The organism is Variovorax flavidus (assembly GCF_030317145.1).
Classification (GTDB): domain Bacteria; phylum Pseudomonadota; class Gammaproteobacteria; order Burkholderiales; family Burkholderiaceae_C; genus Variovorax; species Variovorax flavidus.
The window spans coordinates 168,849-184,536 of sequence record NZ_JASZYE010000008.1; the positions used below are offsets into that span (position 1 = coordinate 168,849).

At 67.3% G+C, this 15,688-nt stretch carries 15 protein-coding genes, 1 other RNA gene and 2 pseudogenes; 11 read left to right on the top strand and 7 right to left on the bottom strand.

Annotation, left to right across the window (positions count from 1 at the left end; translation table 11 throughout):
* Nucleotides 1-3 precede the first annotated feature (3 nt).
* Nucleotides 4-657 carry a redoxin domain-containing protein gene (locus QTH90_RS26795; RefSeq protein ID WP_286667605.1) on the top strand — a complete coding sequence of 218 codons (654 nt, stop codon included), beginning with the start codon at nt 4-6 and terminating at the stop codon, nt 655-657.
* Between the two features lie 18 nt (nt 658-675).
* Here the strand turns inward: QTH90_RS26795 and QTH90_RS26800 are convergent, their stop codons facing one another.
* Nucleotides 676-1,158 carry a JAB domain-containing protein gene (locus QTH90_RS26800; protein ID WP_286667606.1) on the bottom strand — a complete coding sequence of 161 codons (483 nt, stop codon included), beginning with the start codon at nt 1,156-1,158 and terminating at the stop codon, nt 676-678.
* Nucleotides 1,159-1,211: 53 nt separating this feature from the next.
* Between QTH90_RS26800 and pyrC the strand changes: the two genes are divergently transcribed.
* The 3 genes from pyrC to QTH90_RS26815 are packed head-to-tail and all read left to right on the top strand — an operon-like array spanning nt 1,212 to nt 3,768.
* Complete coding sequence (gene pyrC, locus QTH90_RS26805; protein WP_286667607.1) at nt 1,212-2,252, top strand: dihydroorotase; 1,041 nt, start codon at nt 1,212-1,214, stop codon at nt 2,250-2,252.
* Nucleotides 2,249-2,992, top strand: coding sequence for an NYN domain-containing protein (locus QTH90_RS26810; RefSeq protein ID WP_286667608.1), 744 nt, complete (start codon nt 2,249-2,251; stop codon nt 2,990-2,992). The genes pyrC and QTH90_RS26810 overlap by 4 nt, the downstream gene beginning before the upstream one ends.
* The gene (locus QTH90_RS26815; RefSeq protein WP_444814768.1) at nt 2,989-3,768 is read left to right on the top strand and encodes a DUF3025 domain-containing protein; all 780 of its coding nucleotides are present in this window, start codon (nt 2,989-2,991) and stop codon (nt 3,766-3,768) included. The genes QTH90_RS26810 and QTH90_RS26815 overlap by 4 nt, the downstream gene beginning before the upstream one ends.
* Before the next feature lie 15 nt (nt 3,769-3,783).
* Here the strand turns inward: QTH90_RS26815 and QTH90_RS26820 are convergent, their stop codons facing one another.
* The gene (locus tag QTH90_RS26820; RefSeq protein ID WP_286667609.1) at nt 3,784-4,713 is read right to left on the bottom strand and encodes an OmpA family protein; all 930 of its coding nucleotides are present in this window, start codon (nt 4,711-4,713) and stop codon (nt 3,784-3,786) included.
* A gap of 364 nt (nt 4,714-5,077) precedes the next feature.
* Between QTH90_RS26820 and htpX the strand changes: the two genes are divergently transcribed.
* Nucleotides 5,078-5,953 (top strand): protease HtpX, encoded by an 876-nt coding sequence (htpX, locus tag QTH90_RS26825; RefSeq protein ID WP_286667610.1) that lies wholly within the window; start codon nt 5,078-5,080, stop codon nt 5,951-5,953.
* A gap of 63 nt (nt 5,954-6,016) precedes the next feature.
* Here the strand turns inward: htpX and QTH90_RS26830 are convergent, their stop codons facing one another.
* On the bottom strand, nt 6,017-7,675 hold the full coding sequence (locus tag QTH90_RS26830; protein ID WP_286667611.1) for an NAD(P)/FAD-dependent oxidoreductase: 1,659 nt from the start codon (nt 7,673-7,675) through the stop codon (nt 6,017-6,019).
* 71 nt (nt 7,676-7,746) lie between these two features.
* Nucleotides 7,747-8,667, bottom strand: coding sequence for a cysteine synthase A (gene cysK / locus QTH90_RS26835; protein WP_286667612.1), 921 nt, complete (start codon nt 8,665-8,667; stop codon nt 7,747-7,749).
* 68 nt (nt 8,668-8,735) lie between these two features.
* Between cysK and rnpB the strand changes: the two genes are divergently transcribed.
* Nucleotides 8,736-9,072, top strand: an RNA gene (gene rnpB / locus QTH90_RS26840) — RNase P RNA component class A.
* Between the two features lie 134 nt (nt 9,073-9,206).
* On the opposite strand, the gene QTH90_RS26845 is transcribed toward rnpB, so the two are convergent.
* Both QTH90_RS26845 and QTH90_RS26850 read right to left on the bottom strand, forming a co-directional pair.
* A complete protein-coding gene (locus QTH90_RS26845) occupies nt 9,207-9,914 on the bottom strand; it encodes an RNA pseudouridine synthase (protein WP_286667613.1) in 708 nt (235 codons plus the stop codon).
* 10 nt (nt 9,915-9,924) lie between these two features.
* Nucleotides 9,925-11,610: an MBL fold metallo-hydrolase gene (locus tag QTH90_RS26850; RefSeq protein ID WP_286667614.1), complete on the bottom strand. Its 1,686-nt coding sequence runs from the start codon at nt 11,608-11,610 to the stop codon at nt 9,925-9,927.
* Nucleotides 11,611-11,736: 126 nt separating this feature from the next.
* On the opposite strand from QTH90_RS26850, the gene QTH90_RS26855 reads away from it, so the two are divergent.
* Complete coding sequence (locus QTH90_RS26855; protein WP_286667615.1) at nt 11,737-12,741, top strand: Bug family tripartite tricarboxylate transporter substrate binding protein; 1,005 nt, start codon at nt 11,737-11,739, stop codon at nt 12,739-12,741.
* 24 nt (nt 12,742-12,765) lie between these two features.
* On the opposite strand, the gene QTH90_RS26860 is transcribed toward QTH90_RS26855, so the two are convergent.
* Nucleotides 12,766-13,251 (bottom strand): tetratricopeptide repeat protein, encoded by a 486-nt coding sequence (locus QTH90_RS26860; protein ID WP_286667616.1) that lies wholly within the window; start codon nt 13,249-13,251, stop codon nt 12,766-12,768.
* 263 nt (nt 13,252-13,514) lie between these two features.
* Here QTH90_RS26860 and QTH90_RS31615 point away from each other — a divergent pair.
* From QTH90_RS31615 to QTH90_RS26870, 4 genes and pseudogenes are all read left to right on the top strand, one after another.
* A pseudogene (locus tag QTH90_RS31615) lies at nt 13,515-13,793 on the top strand (Clp protease/crotonase-like domain-containing protein); the annotation flags it as partial.
* A 405-nt stretch (nt 13,794-14,198) separates the two neighbouring features.
* Nucleotides 14,199-14,519: pseudogene (locus QTH90_RS31620) on the top strand (NfeD family protein); the annotation flags it as partial.
* Nucleotides 14,520-14,570: 51 nt separating this feature from the next.
* Complete coding sequence (locus tag QTH90_RS31625) at nt 14,571-14,777, top strand: NfeD family protein (RefSeq protein ID WP_444814771.1); 207 nt, start codon at nt 14,571-14,573, stop codon at nt 14,775-14,777.
* 3 nt (nt 14,778-14,780) lie between these two features.
* A complete protein-coding gene (locus QTH90_RS26870; RefSeq protein WP_286667618.1) occupies nt 14,781-15,566 on the top strand; it encodes a slipin family protein in 786 nt (261 codons plus the stop codon).
* The last annotated feature ends 122 nt before the right edge of the window (nt 15,567-15,688 follow it).

Sequence of the window (15,688 nt, forward strand, 5' to 3'; positions counted from 1 at the left end):
GACATGGCATACGCGATGAATCAACCCGTGGCGCCGGGTGAACCGGCTCCCGACTTCGCACTCCCGGCCGTGGCCGGCCCCGAAACCGTTTCGCTCGACGACTATCGTGGACGGAGCCCCTTGTTCCTCGCGCTGCTGGTGGGCTTGTGGTGCCCGTTCTGCCGGCGGCAGCTCGTCCAGCTCGGGGCGCTTGAACAGAAACTGAAGGCCGTGGGCGTCGAGACCCTGGCGGTCGTGGCGACGGAACCGGAAAACGCGCGGCTCTATTTCAAGTTCAGGCCCACGCGCCTGCGCCTCGCGTCCGACCCCGAGCTGTCGATCCACCGGGCCTTTCGGGTTCCGAAGCCCGAGTCGACGCCGGAGATGCTGCAGCAGTTGGAGCAGACCCGCGTGAATCCTTTCGGCGACCTGCCGGAGCCGCTCCCGGTACCAGAGGCGGCCAAGGTCATCGGAGCGCTCGACGGCTACGTCTGCACGCCGACCGACATGGGTGAGGTCGACAGGCAATGGCCGCAACTGAAGGCGCAGTTCATGATCGATCGCGACGGCATCGTGCGCTGGGCGGAAATCGAGTGCGAGAAGGAGGGCCTGCCGGGCATCGGCAAGCTGCCGTCCGATGAGGTGATCCTGGGTGCGGCGCGCGCTTGTGCGGCCTGACTCTGCTGTCCCGCAGGGTCAGAACTGGCCGTGGTCACGGAAACTGTAGAACTCGCCGAAGCCGATGATGATGAAGTCTTGAAGAATCATGTCGTGCAGCTTGCCGAGTTCACTCATGCGGAGTGCCACGGCGACGTCGGCGTTTGAAGGCTTGCAGGTGCCGGAAGGATGGTTGTGGACCACGACCAGCGAGGACGCCCTCGCGAGCATCGCGTTCCTGTAGATCTCAAACGGGTCGAACACGGCTTGATGCGCGACGCCCATGGACGCCACTTCGTAGGAAAGGACTTCCAGCTGGGAATTGAGGTGCAGGACAACAACCTTCTCTTTCGATTCGTCCTGCATGTCCTTGAACAGGTCATAGACCTGCCGCGGTTTCTCCACGGCCCTGTTCAACAGGTCTTCGTCTGCTCGCGTTCGAACGAACGTGACCTTTGGTTGCCTCAGATAAGCCATCACGCCTCCCGCTTCATTGTTTCGCTGGATGGTATCGATCTGCAATGGCGCGACGTCGATCCACGCGACGCCGGCGCGCGATGGGACAATCCGGCTCCATGACTAGCCCAGCCGACACCCTCACCATCACCCGCCCCGATGACTGGCACCTGCACGTGCGCGACGGCGCCGCGCTCGAAGCCGTCGTGCCGCATTCGGCACGCCAGTTCGGCCGCGCGCTGATCATGCCGAACCTGCGCCCGCCCGTGACCACGGCGCAGCAGGCCATCGACTACCGCGCACGCATCCTCGAAGCCGTGCCCGCAGGCGTGCGCTTCGAGCCCGTGATGTCGCTCTACCTGACCGACAAGCTCGCCCCGGACGAAATCGAACGGGCCGCCGCGGCCGGCGTGCGCGCGCTCAAGCTCTATCCGGCTGGCGCGACCACCAACAGCGATGCCGGTGTGACCGACATCCGCAAGACCTACGCCACGCTGGAGGCGATGCAGAAGCACGGCCTGCTGCTCCTCATCCACGGCGAAGTCACCGACCCGGCGATCGACCTGTTCGACCGCGAGGCGGTGTTCATCGACCGCGTGATGATCCCGCTGCGGCGCGACTTCCCCGAACTCAAGGTGGTGTTCGAACACCTCACGACGAAGGAGGGCGCCCAGTACGTGCGCGATGCGAGCCGCTTCACCGCCGCCACCATCACCGCGCACCATCTGCTCTACAACCGCAACGCGATCTTCACCGGCGGCATCCGGCCTCACTACTACTGCCTGCCGATCCTCAAGCGCGAGACGCACCGCGTCGCGCTGGTCGAGGCCGCCACCAGCGGCAGCGACCGATTCTTCCTCGGTACCGACAGCGCGCCGCATGCCGCGCACCTCAAGGAGCATGCGCTGGGCTGCGCCGGCTGCTACACCGCGCTCACCGCCATCGAGCTGTACGCCGAGGCCTTCGACAACGCCGGCGCTCTCGACAAGCTCGAAGGCTTCGCGAGCTTCCACGGCGCCGACTTCTACGGCCTGCCCCGCAACACCGACACCGTGACCCTGCGGCGCGAAAGCTGGACCGTGCCCGAAACCGTGCCCTACGGCGACGCCACGCTGAAGCCCCTGCGCGGCGGCGAAACGGTGGCCTGGAGGCTCGCGTGAATACGCCGCCGCGCGTGATGCTGCTGATCGACGCCGACAACGTCTCCGCCGACGTGATCGAGCAGGCGGTGCAGCGCACGATGACCGAGCACGGCGCCATCCACGTGCGGCGCGCCTACTGCAATGCCGAGACCGCGATGAAGCAGCAGGCGCTGTTCAAGCGGCTGTCGGTGCGGCCGATGGTCAACCTCTCCTCCGGCAAGAACAGCACCGACATCGCGCTCGCGGTCGACGCCATGGACCTCGCCGTTGCCGAGCGTCCGGACATCGCCGTGCTGGTGTCCTCGGATTCGGACTTCGCGCCGCTCGTGATCCGGCTGCGCGAAAAGGGCTGCCGCGTCTGCGGCATCGGCCAGCAGGGCAAGACCGGCGACGACACGGTGGCGATCTACGACAGCTTCGTCGACCTGCAACACCATCAGGCGCCGAAGGCGGCGGTGGCGGTGGCGAAGACCGCTGCCAAGCGTGCCCCGCGGCGCGCGAAGGCCGTGGCGCCCAAGGCCGCGCCGCCCGCACCTGTGTTGCCCGACGAGGTGATCCGCATCCTCGACGCGGTCGCCGAACTGGGCATGGGCAACAAGGTGGAGCTCAACGTGGCCGCGGAGCGGCTGCGCGCCGAGAAGCTGCTGAGCAAGAGCGCGAGTTCGCCGAAGCTGTTCAAGAAATACCCCGAGCTGTTCCTGCTGACACCGGAGAAGACGCCCAACAAGGTGCAGTACGTCGGCCCCATGCCGTCGTGAATCCAGCCGGCGCCGCGCAGCAGCCTTGGCTCGCCCCCTACGCGCCGCGCTCGGCGCGCGTCCTGGAGAGGGCCGGGCAGGGCGCTCCCGTTGCTGAGACCCTGTCCGCCGAGCCGGTTTCCATCGACTTGCCTGCCGGCCCGCTGCGATTCGTGCCGGGAGATAGCGCACCGTCCGGCGAAGCGTACGAAGCCTTCATCTTCCGCACTGCGTGCGTCCCCACGCGCGACAACCTCCACGATCTCTTCAACGGCCTGGTCTGGCTGCACTTTCCGCAGGCCAAGCGGCGCCTCAACGAATTGCAGTCGACTGAGATCGCGCGTGCCGGCATCGGCGCGACGCGGGGTCCGTTGCGCGATGCGCTGACCCTGTTCGATGAAAACGGCGCCGTGCTCGATGCGCCGCCTGCATTGTGGGAGGCGCTCATCGCACGCGACTGGCAGCAGCTCTTCGTGACGAGGCGAGAACAGTGGCGGGAGGCTCGCCTGCTCATCTTCGGCCATGCGCTGCTCGAAAAGCTGTGCTCGCCGAGAAAGGCCGCCACGGCGCATGTCCTGGTCGCGCCCGGCGCCACCCGGTCGATCGCGGCGGCCGACGCCGCCATCGCATCGGCCCTTCAGCCGGCGCATCTCGCGCTCAAGCCGTTCACGCCGCTGCCCGTGCTCGGCGTCCCCGGCTGGTGGGCGCCCAACGAGGCGCCTGCGTTCTACGACGACCCGAGGGTCTTCAGACAAAAAAGGGGAGCCGAAGCTCCCCTTATCTCCCCCTCTGCTTGATCGTTGTCGCCGCGTCTACTTGCGCACGATCACCTCGACGCGCCGCGATGCGGCGTCCGTGGTGCCCGTGCCGATGATGTCGGTCGGCCGCTCCAGCACGATGCGGTCTTCCGGAACGCCGGCCGCGATCAGCGCGTCGGCCACCACCATCGCGCGCCGCTTCGACATTTCCTTGTTCGCCGCGACGGAGCCGCTGGGATCGCTGAAGCCCGACACGATCAGCGTGGCGTCCGTGTGCGTGGACAGGTGGCTGATCACGGCTGCCGCGTGAGCGGCGAAGTCGCCGGGCAGGTCGGCCTTGCCGGTGTCGAAGTAGACCTTCAGGCCCGGCGTGCCGTCGATCAGGCTGGCCAGGATGCCGGAGCCCATCGGAACGCTTTCGGTGGGAACGGCCGCGACCTGGTCCTCGCGGCTCTGCGTGGCGCAATAGTCCAGCAGCAGAACGACCACAAGCGCCAACACCAGCCATGCCAGGGCGCGAATCAGGCCGGGCCTGCGCTTGTCGGCGCGGGACGCTGCCGAATTGCCGAGCAGCCAGTTGCGCGCGGGGCTGGCGAACGCCATGACTTCCTGCGGCGCGCTGGCCGGGGCATTGCCGTTCGGCATCAGATAGGTGATCACCGGCGGCAGCGCGAAAGCCAGCGCCGCGGTGGCGACCTGCCGGCCGATTCCCAGTCGGGTCTGGACGGCCTCGAGCAAGCCGCCATGGCCTCCCAGCAGCTTGTCGACCTGCCGGGACGACACCTGATGCGGCTCGGCGTCGCCGCCGCTGAACCAGGATTCCACGACCTGGCCGATGCCCGCTTTGCTGATCCGCTCCAGGAAACCCGACAACTCGCCCGTCTGCGGCTGGATCATGGAGGCGACCAGCATCTGGACCAACGGACCCGCCTTGTCGCCCAGCCCGAAACGCTCGGACACCTGATGGATGATTTCATCGAACACTTTTCCGCTCCCTGCACATATATAAGGAAAAGGCAGCCCTATTGCTGCCGGCCGCGCACCTTAGTCGTGGCCTTGGCGCTGAACCGGTTCACGAGCAGATCAGGGGCGCGAATTCCGGGAACTTGTGCACGGACGCGGTGGCGGTTTCCTCCCGAAACAGGTGGAATGACTGCTTTCTTCGCAGCATTTAAGGGAATTCTGGACGCGAGTTGGGCTCCTACTATGATGGCGCTCGTCCATGAGCCGTCCGGGCCCGAGAAGCAAGAACAACAGCCGGTCTGATGCGCCTAACCCTTGCAACACGGGCGGTAACCCTCAATATTCCGAGGCGGGCGACTGCCTGCTTCCCCACGGAGAATCCAACTTGAAACGCATCCTTCTGTTTGTCCTGACCAACGTGATGGTGGTGGCGGTGCTGGGCGTCGTCGCCAGCCTGCTCGGCGTCAATCGCTTCCTCACGGCGAATGGGCTGAACCTCACGGCGCTCCTCGGCTTCGCGCTCATCATGGGCTTCGGCGGCGCGATCATCTCGCTGCTCATCAGCAAGCCGATGGCCAAGTGGACGGCGGGCGTGCGGATCATCAATGACCCGCAATCGCCGGATGAGGCCTGGATCGTGCAGACCGTCAGGAATTTCGCCGACAAGGCCGGCATCGGCATGCCCGAGGTCGGCATTTTCGAGGGCGAACCCAATGCCTTCGCCACAGGCGCGTTCAAGAACTCGTCGCTGGTGGCTGTCTCGACCGGCCTGCTGCAGAACATGACGCGCGAAGAGGTCGAGGCCGTGATCGGCCACGAGGTGGCGCACGTTGCCAACGGCGACATGGTCACGATGACGCTCATCCAGGGCGTGATGAACACCTTCGTCGTGTTCCTGTCGCGTGTGATCGGCTATGCGGTCGACAGCTTCCTGCGTCGCGGCGACGAACGTTCGTCGGGCCCTGGCATCGGCTACGTGATCACCACGCTGGTGCTCGACATCGTGCTGGGATTTGCTGCCGCGATCGTGGTGGCGTGGTTCTCCCGCCAGCGCGAGTTCCGCGCGGATGCCGGTGCCGCCAAGCTCATGGGCCGCAAGCAGCCGATGATGAACGCGCTGGCCCGCCTGGGCGGCCTGCCGGCCGGCGAACTGCCGAAGTCGGTCGAGGCGATGGGCATCACCGGCAAGCTCGGCAGCCTGTTCGCGACGCACCCGCCGATCGAGGAACGCATCGCTGCGCTGCAAAATTCGCAGGGCTGATCGGCCCGCGCAGGCAAAAAAAAGCCGCCTTCGGGCGGCTTTTTCGTGGGCAAGGCGGATGTATCAGGCGACTTGCGTGATGCCCAGCGCCACAGCCTCGGCCACCTTGATGCCGTCAACTCCTGCCGACAGGATGCCACCGGCATAGCTCGCTCCTTCGCCCGCCGGGTACAGCCCGCGCACGTTGAGGCTCTGGAAGTCGTCGCCGCGCGTGATCTTGATGGGCGACGAAGTGCGCGTCTCCACGCCGGTCAGCACCGCGTCATGCAGGTCGAAGCCCTTGATCTTGCGTCCGAAGGCCGGGAAGGCCTCCCGCATCGCCTCGATCGCATAGGCAGGCAGCGCGGCATGCAGGTCGCCCGGCGTCACGCCCGGCTTGTACGAAGGCTCGACGCTGCCGAGCGCCGTCGAAGGCTTGCCGGCGATGAAGTCCCCGACCAGTTGCCCCGGCGCGCGGTAGTCGCCGCCGCCGAGCACGAAAGCGTTGGATTCGAGTTGGCGTTGCAGCGCAATGCCCGCCAGCGCGGAGCCCGTGCGGCCGTCTTCCCAGCCCGGATAGTCGCGCGGCTCGATACCCACGACGATGCCGGCATTGGCATTGCGTTCGTTGCGCGAGTACTGGCTCATGCCGTTGGTGACGACGCGGCCCGGCTCGCTGGTCGCGGCCACCACCGTGCCGCCCGGGCACATGCAGAAGCTGTAGACCGAGCGGCCGTTGCTCGCGTGGTGGACCAGCTTGTAGTCGGCCGCGCCCAGCAGCGGATGGCCGGCATGCCGGCCCCAGCGGGCGCGGTCGATCAGGCCCTGCGGATGCTCGACGCGGAATCCGATCGAGAAGGGCTTGGCCTCGATGTGCACGCCGCGCTCGTGCAGCATCTCGAAGGTGTCGCGCGAGCTGTGGCCGAGCGCCATCACCACGTGGTCGGCGCGCATCTCGCTGCGCTCGCCGGTGCGCTGGTCGAGCACGGTGAGTCCGCGCAGGTGCTTGCCCTTCGGGCCGTCCTCGATCATCACGTCGACCACGCGCTGCTCGAACCGGATCTCGCCGCCGAGCGCGACGATCTGCTCGCGCATGTTCTCCACGACCTTCACCAGCTTGAAGGTGCCGATGTGCGGATGCGCGACGTAGAGGATCTCCGGCGGCGCGCCGGCCTTGACGAACTCTTCCATCACCTTGCGGCCGAGGAAGCGCGGGTCCTTGATCTGGCTGTAGAGCTTGCCGTCGGAGAAGGTGCCGGCGCCGCCTTCGCCGAACTGCACGTTCGACTCCGGGTTGAGCACGCTCTTGCGCCACAGGCCCCAGGTGTCCCTGGTGCGCTGGCGCACGGTCTTGCCGCGTTCCAGCACGATGGGCCTGAAGCCCATCTGGGCGAGCACCAGCGCGGCGAAGATGCCGCAGGGCCCGAAGCCGATCACCACCGGCCGCAGCGGCAATTCCGCCGGTGCCTGCGCCGGCGCCTGCCATGTCATGTCGGGCGTGGGACTGACGCGCGGGTTCTCCGCGAACCTGGCCAGGATCTTGGCTTCGAGCGCCGGATCGGCCAGGGTCACGTCGACGATGTAGACCTGCAGCAAGTCAGCCTTGCGCGCGTCGAAACTGCGCTTGAAGACCTTGTGGCTGGCCATGGCCTCGGTGGCGATGCCGAGGGTCGAGGCGATGGCCTGGGGGAGTGCCGCCTCGTCGTGGGCGAGGGGGAGTTTGATTTCGGAGATTCTCAGCATGTCGGGGGCTTGTGTTTATCAAGCAGGGATGCCGATTATCGACAACGCCGCGCGGCGCTGCCGATGCGGGGTCAAGCCGGCAGGAAGCCGTCGACCGACAGGTAGCGCTCGCCGGTGTCGTAGTTGAAGCCCAGCACCACGGCGTTTGCCGGCAGCGACGGAAGCTTCTGCGCGATCGCGACGAGGGTCGCGCCGGACGAGATGCCGACCAGGATGCCTTCCTCGCGGGCGCAGCGGCGTGCCATTTCGCGCGCGGGCTCGGCGTCGACCTGGAGCACGCCGTCGAGCAGTTCGGTGTCGAGGTTCTTCGGGATGAAGCCCGCGCCGATGCCCTGGATGGGGTGCGGCGACGGCTGGCCGCCTGAGATGACGGGCGAAGCCACCGGCTCGACCGCGAAGACCTGCAGCTTCGGCCACTTCTTCTTGAGCACGCGCGCGCAGCCCGTGATGTGCCCGCCGGTGCCCACGCCGGTGATCAGCACGTCGACGCCGTCGGGGAAGTCCGCGGCGATCTCCTCGGCCGTGGTGCGCACGTGCACGTCGATGTTGGCCGGGTTGTTGAACTGCTGCGGCATCCAGGCGCCGGGCGTGCCGGCCACGATTTCCTCGGCACGGGCGATCGAGCCCTTCATGCCCTTCTCGCGCGGTGTGAGGTCGAAGCTCGCGCCGTAGGCCAGCATCAGCCGGCGGCGTTCGACCGACATGCTGTCGGGCATCACGAGGATCAGCTTGTAGCCCTTGACCGCCGCGACCATGGCGAGGCCGATACCGGTGTTGCCGGAGGTTGGCTCCACGATCGTGCCGCCGGGCTTCAGCGCGCCGGATCGCTCGGCGTCCTCGACCATCGACAGCGCGATGCGGTCCTTGATGGAGCCGCCGGGGTTGGCCCGTTCGGACTTGATCCAGACCTGTTGCGTCGCGTGGCCGAACAGGCGCTGGATGCGGATGTGCGGCGTGTTGCCGATGGTGTTCAGGATGGTGTCGGCTTTCATGGGGTCTCCTCGGGCGTCGGCCCGGATGAACAAAAAGAGGACCGCCATTGTGGCGATAATCGCCGGGTGAAGCACGCTGGACCGCCGCTGGTGCATGTCTCGAAAGAGCGCACTGGAGGAACGTCCGGACTGCACAGGACAGCGCAGGAGCTAACCGCTCTCCACCGTGAGGTGAGGATCAGAGCAACAGAGACGAGTCGGCCAGGGGCAACCCGGGCCGGGTGAAACGGGCAATCTCTGCGCGCAGCAACACCAAGTAGGCCAGCGTCGATGTGGTTCCGCAGAGCTGGCGGGTAGGTGGCATCGAGCCGTTTGGCGACAAACGGCCCAGAGTAATGGCGGTCACGCCGAGGTCTCGCAAGTGGCCTTGGTGCACAGAATCCGGCTTATAGGCGGGCTTCACACTTTTTTTGGCTCGCCCCCAGGCTTCGCGCACTTCGTGTCGCTTCGCCAACCCCCTGCCGGGGGCGGGCCGGCCGCTTCGGGCGGCCGGGCGCGGCGGCCCTCCCGTGCGACGCCGGCCGTTCCGGCGGCGTTTTTTAGAAGCGTTCGTTGGGGGTTAGGTAGCGCCACTGATTGGGAAGCAGGCCGGCCAGGGGGACTCGGCCGATGCGGATGCGCTTCATGGCGAGGATCTGGAGGCCGGCGTCGTCGCAGATGTGGGCGATCTGGCCAGGGCGGGCGCCCTTGAGGGCGAAGCGCAGGCCGGTGTGGCCTTCGGCCTGCTGGCCGATGCTGACGCGGGCGGGGGAGCGTTCGAGGCGGGCCAGGGTTTCGGGGCCGACGGGGCCGGCGACATCGACCATGACTTCGTGTTCGAGGATGGCCGCGTCTTCCTGCAGCTTGCGCTCGACCCGCCATTCCTGGGTGAAGACAACGAGGCCGCTCGCGCCGGTTTCCAGCGGTGTCATGCAGCGCTGCGCCGCGACATGGCGCGGCAGGAAGCGCAGGCCTGCGCGCTCGGGCTCGTGATGGTTGGCGGCGACCAGCAGGCGATGGGCGTTGTCGGTCGGCATGCCGGCAGGCTTGTGGAGCAGCAGGGTGACGGGCACCACGGGTTGCGGTCGCGCGCCGGCTTCGATCTCGACCGATTGGTCGGGGCGCACGCGAACCTGCGGCAGCAGCGCTGGTTCGCCGTCGACGCGCACAGCGCCGTTCTCGATGAGCAGTTCGGCCTCGCGCCGGGAGCATCCGGCGAGCGCGGCGACGCGCTTGGCCAGGCGGATGCCTTCTTCGGCTTCGGTCACAGGTGCATCCTCATGGTTTGGCGGATTGCTGGATCCGCTCGACGTGCGCCGCCAGCGAGCGGGCCGCCACCGGCCACATGCGTTCGGGGACGTCGTTATAGGCGATGGGCAGCCAGTCCTCGGGCGTGCCCTGGGGCAGCTGGCGCATGGCGGCGGCGATCTTCGCTTCACGCTTCAGGCGGTGCGCCTTCAGGTAGGCGATGGCGGTGCGCGCCTCGCCCAGCACGTAGCCGTGGGCGGGCAGGATGAAGGCGACGCCGCCCGATGCGCAGGCGGCGTCGAGCTTGTCGAGCGATTCGAGGTAGGCGTTCATGTTGCCGTCCGGGGGGTCGACCACGGTCGTGCTGCCGTTCAGCACATGGTCGCCGGAGAACAGCAGGCCGTCTTCCTCGAGGACCAGGCACAGGTGGTTGGCCGCATGGCCGGGGGTGTGCACCACGCGCAGCGTGTGGGTGTGCGCCGCCGCTTCTTCCTTGTCCGCGGATGCCTGCGGGGCCAGCACCAGGCGCTCGCCGTCCTTCAATTCGCGATCCGGCGTGAACCGGGCCGTGGAGCGCGCCGTCGGCGCGGACGCCAGGCCGAGGATCGGCGGCTGGGTCTTGCACAGCTTCTGCAGGGGTAGGGCGCCGGGCGAATGGTCCGCGTGCGAATGGGTGCAGACGATCATGCGGATGTCGCCGTGCGTCGCGCGCCACAGGCGGCCGATGTGGTCGAAGTCATTCGGGCCCGGATCGATGACGATGTAGCCGGTGCTTGCGTCGCCGACGATGTAGCTGTTGGTGCCGGGGCCGGTCATCGCGCTCGGGTTGGGGGCCGTCAGGCGCTGCACGTTCTTCAGCAGTGGCACGGGGTGTTCGCTCTGCCAGTCGAGTGCGTGAACGATCTGGCCGTCGGGGCTGACCATCGCGAGCTCGCCGTAGGGCGAGTCGGTTTCCATGTAGCGCGCTTCCTGTCCGGCGAGCATCCCGGCGCGCGGGCAGCTGGTCCACAGCGGACCCTCGCCGGCCTGGCGGTTGGCGCAGGCGTCGAGCACGGCTTCGACCGTCTTGAAGGCGGCGAGCCTTTCGAGCGTGCGCAGCGTCGGGAAGATCATGAAGAAGGTGCCGGCCTTGTGGCGCGCGAGCGCATCGGCGGGCCGCACCCAGCTGGGTTCGAACTGTTCGGTCTCGTCGGCCGTCGGGGTCTGGCCCTCGGGCATGCGCGCGACGAGGAAGGGCACGTCGAAGCGCTTGGGCAGGTCGCGGTCGGTGATCCAGTGCGCGAAGGTGTAGACCTTGTCGGTCGACAGCAGCAGGCCGCGCTCGGCACACTGGTCGGCAAAGGCGACGGTGGTCGTGGCGGTGCTGCGGTCCATGGAGGCGAGCTCGTCCGCGCTCACCGGCCGGCCGTCCGGGTGGTGCGCGAGCAGCACGCCGAGTTCCTCGAAGCTCTCGCGGATGGCGGCGATGGCCTGCGTGAGCTGCACCCGGCTTTGGGTTCGGCGACGCGTGGCGATCGGGCGTGCGGTCGTGTCGCCTTCGTCGATGCGTCCGCCGGGGAACACGTAGGCGCCTGGCGCGAAGCTTGCGGTCGACGAGCGCCGCGTCATCAAGACCTCGACGCCTTCCGGCGTATCGCGCAGCAGCAATACGGTCGCGGCGGCACGCACGGGCGCCGGTTCGCGTTGGGGATGGAGCAATTGGGTGGGGCGTACCATGGGTCGCGATTATCGGGAGTGGGGTGAATCGTCCGTGCGCGGCGACCGTGTGCATAAGCTTCTACACGATCCTTCATGAGCAAAACGCCACAATTCCGGCCTGCTCATCCGTCTCGAAAGACTGACATGTCCGATTCTCTCTCCAGCCGCGCGCGGCGTCTTGTCGCGCTCTCGGCCATTGCACTTTGCGGCGCGGCGCCCCTGGCCCTTGCGCAGCCCGATTGGCCCCAGCAGCCGGTCACCATGATCATGGGCTTCCCGGCCGGCTCGGGCGTCGACGTGGTGGCCCGCGCCATCCAGGAGCCGCTGCAGCACAAGCTCGGGCAGCCGGTCATCATCGACTACAAGTCGGGTGCCGCCGGCAACATCGCCAGCGAATACGTCGCGCGCGCCAGACCCGATGGCTACACGCTCGCCTTCGGCACGGCGGCGACGCACGGCAGCAACGCGGCGCTCTACAAGAAGCTGCCCTTCGATGTCGAGGCCGACTTCATCCCGGTGGCGCCCGTGCTCGACGTGTCGAACGTGCTGACCATCAATCCGGACGTGATGAACGTGAAGACGCTCAAGGAGTTCGTCGACCTGGTGAAGGCGAATCCCGGCAAGTACAACTACGCCTCCACCGGCAACGGCGCGGGCACGCACATGGCCTTCGCCGAGTTCAACTCGAGGCTGGGCCTGGACATGGTGCATGTGCCCTACAAGGGCGGGCCGGAGGCCATCACCTCGGTGGTGCGTGGCGAGACCTGCTGCATCATGAACCAGGTGCAGACGGTGCTGCCGCAGTACAAGGCGGGCAAGGTGCGGCTGCTGGGCGTCACCACCGCGAAGCCGGTGGCGGCCATCAAGGAAGTGCCGACCATCGCGTCGAGCGGCATCCCCGGCACCCAGGGCTTTGACAGCTCGATCTGGTTCGGCATCTTCGCGCCCAAGGGCACCGACCCGCGCGTCGTCGACAAACTCAACGCGGCCATCAAGTCCGTGCTCGAACAACCCGAGATCCGCGAGAAGTTCGAAGGCCAGGGCAACACCGTGCGGATCGAGACGCCCGCGCAGTTCAGGCAGACGGTTCACGACAACCGGGTCAAGTGGGCCGAAGTGGCCAAGGCTGCCAACATCAGCATTGACTGACACGAACTGCGCGAAGACTGGGGGTCAGCTCTTGTGCATGCGCTTGTAGTCGGCGATCTTTTCTTTCAGGTCGGTGTACTGCTCGCAGGGTAGCCAGCAGAGCTTGTCGAGCGCCTTCAGGTGCTTTTCCGCGTCCTCGACGCGGCCCACCTGCAGATAGGCTTCGCCCATGTATTCGTGCGCGTCCCGGTGGTTGGGATTGAGTTGCAGCGCCCGTTCGTAGTGCTTGAATGAGTTGTCCATGTCGCCCGTATGGCGGTAGGCAAAGCCCAGCAGGTTCCACGCATCCGCGTTGTTGGGGTCGACCTGGATCACCAGGGTCAGCCGCCCGATGGCGTCGGTCCACTGCTCTGCCTTGATGGAGGCTTGCGCGGCGACATAGTTGGGGTCGAGGTTCTTCACTTCGATCCCGCCCCCACCGCCACCCCCGCCGCCGCCGCCGCCCGCCGGCCATGCAGGAAGGCTCAGGAAAACGAGGCACGCCGCCGTCGCCAATGCTCTCTTGCGCATGATGAGTGCTCCAGGTCGTTCCTCCCAGCCCCGCCTCGCGAATCGCCTTTGGCTTCGGCTGCATTCGAATCCTGCGGCGGGCGGGTGTCAACACCCGGGCGGCGCCATGTGACAGTGCTGCGCGTGCTCCCTAGAATGAAGCAATGAGGTCCGCCAGAGCATGGTTGATGGGGCTGGTCCTACTCGTCGTCATGGCGGGAGGGGTCCAAGCCCAAGCCGTGCCTCCCGCCGCCGCCACCGGGCAACCCGGCCGCGTCGTGCTGATGGATCTCGACGGCGCCATCGGCCCTGCCTCCGTCGACTACGTGCGCCGCGGGCTCAAGCTGGCCGCGGCGGAAGACGCGCGGCTCGCCGTGATCCAGATCGACACGCCCGGCGGGCTGGACGCGTCGATGCGCAGCATCATCAAGCACATCCTCGCGTCGCCGGTCCCGGTGGCGGCCTACGTCGCGCCGAACGGGGCGCGTGCCGCCAGCGCAGGAACGTACATCCTCTACGCGAGCCACATCGCCGCCATGGCGCCGGCCTCCAATCTCGGCGCCGCGACACCGGTCGCCATCGGCATGCCGACGCCGGCTGCGCCGACCGGCAAGTCGGAAGGCAAGGGGCCGGAACAGGTGGGCGATGCGATGACGGCCAAGCGTCTTGCCGATGCATCGGCCTACATCCGCAGCCTCGCGCAGCTGCGCGGTCGCAATGCGGACTGGGGCGAACAGGCGGTGCGCGAATCGGTGAGCCTCTCGGCCCAGGAGGCGCTGCAAAAGAACGTCATCACGCTGATCGCGAAGGATGTGCCCGACCTCCTGATGCAGGTGAACGGCCGCGAAGTCCGAACGGCCCAGGGCAACATGCGATTGGCGACGCAGAACGCGGAGCTGGTGGTGGTCGATGCGGACTGGCGCAGCCGGCTGCTGTCGGTGATCACCGAGCCCAGCCTGGCGCTGATCCTGCTGATGGTCGGGGTCTATGGCCTGCTCTTCGAGTTCTCGAACCCGGGCTTCGTGCTGCCGGGGGTGGTGGGTGCCATCAGCCTCATGCTGGCGCTCTTCGGGCTGCAGATGCTGCCGGTCAACTACGCGGGGCTGGGGCTGATCCTGCTGGGGGTGGCCTTCCTCATCGCGGAAGCCTTCCTGCCGACCTTCGGCGTGCTGGGCGTGGGCGGCGTCGCGGCTTTTTCGATCGGCGCGCTGCTCCTGATCGACAACGATGCGCCCGGCTTCGGCGTGCCGCTCTGGCTCATCGGATTGCTGGCGGTCGGCTCGGCCATATTCATCCTTGCGGTCGGTGGCATCGCCGCCAGGACGCGGCGGCGTCCGGCGGTGCTCGGCGTCTCCACGTTGGTCGGCGCCACGGGCGAACTGGTCGAGTTCGCGGACGGCGAGGGCTGGGCGCAGATCCAGGGCGACTACTGGAAGGTGCGCGGCGCGGCAGGCCTGCGCCCCGGACGGCGCATCCGCGTGACCCGCGTCCAGGGGCTGGCCTTGCAGGTGGCCGAGGACGTCCAGGAGAGCCCGGCCGGGGCATGACGCATGTTCATCAACTTCAGCCTCGTGTTCGTGGGATTCATCGTGCTGCTGGGTGCGATGCTCGCGGCGGCGTCGCTGCGCATCCTGCGCGAGTACGAGCGCGGCGTGGTGTTCCAGCTCGGGCGCTTCTGGAAGGTCAAGGGGCCGGGGCTGGTGATCCTGATCCCCGGCATCCAGCAGATGGTGCGCGTCGGCTTGCGCGTGATGGTGCTCGACATTCCCAGCCAGGACCTGATCACCCGCGACAACGTGTCGGTGAAGGTGAACGCGGTGCTGTACTTCCGCGTCATCGATCCGGAGAAGGCCATCATCCAGGTCGAGAAGTACTTCGAGGCCACCAGCCAGCTTGCGCAGACCACGCTGCGCGCCGTGCTGGGCAAGCACGAGCTGGACGACCTGCTGGCCGAGCGGGAGCGGCTCAACCTCGACATCCAGAAGACGCTGGAGGCGCAGACCTTTGTCTGGGGCATCAAGGTGACCAACGTCGAGATCAAGCACGTGGACCTGAACGAAAACATGGTGCGCGCGATCGCGCGCCAGGCCGAAGCCGAGCGCGAGCGACGCGCCAAGGTGATCCATGCCGAAGGCGAGCTGCAGGCTTCGGTCAAGCTGGCCGAAGCGGCGGAGATCCTCGGCCGGCATCCGCAGGCGCTGCAGCTTCGCTATCTGGAAACGCTCACGGTGATCGCGGCCGACAAGAACTCGACCATCGTGTTCCCGCTGCCGGTGGACATCATCGGGCCGCTGCTGCAGGGGATGAACCGCAAGCCGGGCACACCCGAGGCCTGACGAAGGGTCACAGCGTCTTGGTCAGCGTGACGATGAAGCGCGTCTTGTTGGGCGAGAAGGTGGTCTGGCCGAAGGTGACGCCGTTGATGTCCACGCCGGGGCTGGAGATCAGGTTGAAGGCG

Excerpts from the sequence above, each read along its gene's own strand:
- QTH90_RS26870 (WP_286667618.1), top strand. The coding sequence starts at position 14,781 with ATGTTCATCAACTTCAGCCTCGTGTTCGTGGGATTCATCGTGCTGCTG.
- QTH90_RS26850 (WP_286667614.1), bottom strand. The coding sequence starts at position 11,610 with ATGGTACGCCCCACCCAATTGCTCCATCCCCAACGCGAACCGGCGCCC.
- QTH90_RS26830 (WP_286667611.1), bottom strand. The coding sequence starts at position 7,675 with ATGCTGAGAATCTCCGAAATCAAACTCCCCCTCGCCCACGACGAGGCG.
- cysK (WP_286667612.1), bottom strand. The coding sequence starts at position 8,667 with ATGAAAGCCGACACCATCCTGAACACCATCGGCAACACGCCGCACATC.
- QTH90_RS26860 (WP_286667616.1), bottom strand. The coding sequence starts at position 13,251 with ATGCGCAAGAGAGCATTGGCGACGGCGGCGTGCCTCGTTTTCCTGAGC.
- QTH90_RS26795 (WP_286667605.1), top strand. The coding sequence starts at position 4 with ATGGCATACGCGATGAATCAACCCGTGGCGCCGGGTGAACCGGCTCCC.
- pyrC (WP_286667607.1), top strand. The coding sequence starts at position 1,212 with ATGACTAGCCCAGCCGACACCCTCACCATCACCCGCCCCGATGACTGG.
- QTH90_RS26855 (WP_286667615.1), top strand. The coding sequence starts at position 11,737 with ATGTCCGATTCTCTCTCCAGCCGCGCGCGGCGTCTTGTCGCGCTCTCG.